Raw genomic sequence first — 2,281 nt, 5'->3', positions numbered from 1 at the left:
GTGATCTGGCGAGATCAATCAACAGGATACGCCACCCTTCCTACCTCCTCCCATACACCAGAAGTCACCATAGCTCGGTATCCATCCAGCAGACGCTTACGAGCGGCTAATTTCCCACCAACGTGGGATAGCCTTCTGCAATGTCGACAATGTTTGCACCAGAAGGGAATTAACAGGTCGTTAGCTAGTGCCCATCCAGAAACACCCATTTTCAGCCAATTCAGCGTGCTCCCGAAAATGGGCACGGAGCTGAGTGCCTTCAAAAAAATGAAGGCGGCCAACGACTGGTCGGTTTGGTCATTATCTGAGCAATCAGCCTGAATTCCGGCCACGGGCGGGCGCCGCATGGCTTTTCCACGCGTCCTTTTTTCGCTGTTCAGTCCGGACCTGTCAGCTAACCGGGTTCGAGCCGCGCCAGACGCACCAGGTTATAGCTCAGAGCCGCAGCCCAGACAAACGCCTTGAAGCCGTCGTGACCTTTCCACTTTGCTTTCGTGGCTCCGAAGGCTCTTTTCAGCTCCGAGATATTACCTTCGACGCCGGCCCGAAAATCACGTAATGCGTTAAAGGTCTTCGACTTCACGCCCATGGCCGTGAGCGAGACACCCACCGGTTTGTGAAATACGACATGCTTCAGTTCCATGGCCCTGCCAGCGGCAACATTCGCCTGGCTGGCGTAGCCGCCATCGGCCACCACGGATCGGGGCAGCCGGCCCAGAACGGACTGATGGTAATCCAGAACCGGCAGGAACAGGGTCTTGTCGCCGGGGTTATCGTCTTCCGACTGATCACACGAACGCCATCATTCAGCAACTGGCTATCACTGGGCGGGGCAATATGACTGGCCACCACGGTACTGTCGATACGCAGTTTATCCATCGAAATCACGCCCTGGTGCATCAGGTTTCGGGTCAGCACCTGAAGTGCCTGCGCCAAGGTTTCCGGCTGGATGCTGCGGATCGTGGCTTGCAGGCAGGACCGGCTCGGTGACAGGTGAGCCGGCAATCGGGCAAAGGTCCGGTAGGTCACCGAATCCGACAAATGAAACGCCAGTTGTTCATAGCTGAATCCCAGTTGCTGCCTTAACACCAGACAACGCAGAACACTCTCTGCGCTCAGGCCAGTTCGCCCCACGGCGGCAACGGACGCATCGATCAAATCTGCGGCCACCAGCTCAAGAATTTCCGGGTACCTGTCCAGAACCTCCGACAATCAGGTGATCTTAGGCTGACCGTCCGAGGCGGTTGCTCCACCGTCTACGGGAATATTGACACCATTGACAAAACTGGCATCTTCGCTGGCAAGGAATGCCATGACCGCAGCGACTTCTTCTGGCTCTGCAGCCCGACCTAGCGCGATACGTTCATTGAATTTCTGGTTGACCTCTTCGGGGAAGTCGGCGGTCATGTTGGTCTTTACCAGGCTCGGGCACACGGCATTGACTCGCACGCCGTCTCCGCCATGGTCGAGTGCCATGGCACGTGTCAAATTGGATACGGCACCTTTCGCGGCGCAGTAATATGCAGCTCCCCAGTCGCCACCGAGGCCCGATACAGAAGCTGTGTTTACGATACAGCCTTTGCTCTTCAGCAGGTGCGGAAGAGCGAATTTTGAACAGTACACAACACCATTTATATCAATGGCGGAGATCCGTTCCCAGTCTTCCAGGCTGGAGTCGAGGACGCTGCCGGTCGCATGCACGCCAGCATTGTTGATGAGCACGTCGATTCTACCGAACTGTTCCACAATTTGGTTGAACATCGCCTTGACCGATGCCACGTCAGAGACATCAACACCAATGACCAGGGTCCGCTCCTCCGGCAGGGAAGAAGCCACTTCATCGGCGGCCTTCTTGGCCCAGTCGGCCAACACGACGATGGCACCTTCAGATGAAAAGCGACGTGCTGCCGCAGCACCAATCCCGCTACCGGCACCAGTAATGATGATGACCTTGTTCTCGAACCTCATGTAGTTATTTTGCATCCCAACTTCCTCTTAATACACGTGCCGTTTATACACATGCTGTAATGTTAATGTTATAGCTTGGCGGCCGGTGCCCTGACAAAGGGAGGCAAACCCCACATCATTGTTGTGCCCTGCTGTGGAGTTGCCGTCTCCATAGTGATTCCTGGAATTACCTACAGGGAATTCAGCGGCCCACAAGAATATCAAGGTGTCCCTCTTTGATGTCAAGCTGGTATCCATGAGTTATTGTCAATTCTGGTGGATGGCGGTCAGGCCGCATTCCTGTCTGACTGATCGGTTACCTGCTCCCCGTCCT

General features: G+C 55.3%; 1 protein-coding gene and 1 pseudogene. Both read right to left on the bottom strand.

Annotated features, from left to right (window positions below; all coding sequences use genetic code 11):
• Positions 1 to 394 precede the first annotated feature (394 nt).
• Positions 395 to 1,212: pseudogene (locus G7A98_RS16505) on the bottom strand (transposase); the annotation flags it as partial.
• Positions 1,213 to 1,983, bottom strand: coding sequence for an SDR family oxidoreductase (locus G7A98_RS16500; RefSeq protein ID WP_240464773.1), 771 nt, complete (start codon positions 1,981 to 1,983; stop codon positions 1,213 to 1,215).
• Between the last annotated feature and the right edge of the window lie 298 nt (positions 1,984 to 2,281).

Source organism: Modicisalibacter sp. 'Wilcox' (assembly GCF_010993675.1).
Taxonomy (GTDB): Bacteria; Pseudomonadota; Gammaproteobacteria; order Pseudomonadales; family Halomonadaceae; genus Modicisalibacter; species Modicisalibacter tunisiensis.
The sequence above is the reverse complement of the archived record's forward strand: the minus strand, read 5'-3'. Positions and strand labels throughout refer to the sequence as shown.

Excerpts from the sequence above, each read along its gene's own strand:
- G7A98_RS16500 (WP_240464773.1), bottom strand. The coding sequence starts at position 1,983 with ATGCAAAATAACTACATGAGGTTCGAGAACAAGGTCATCATCATTACT.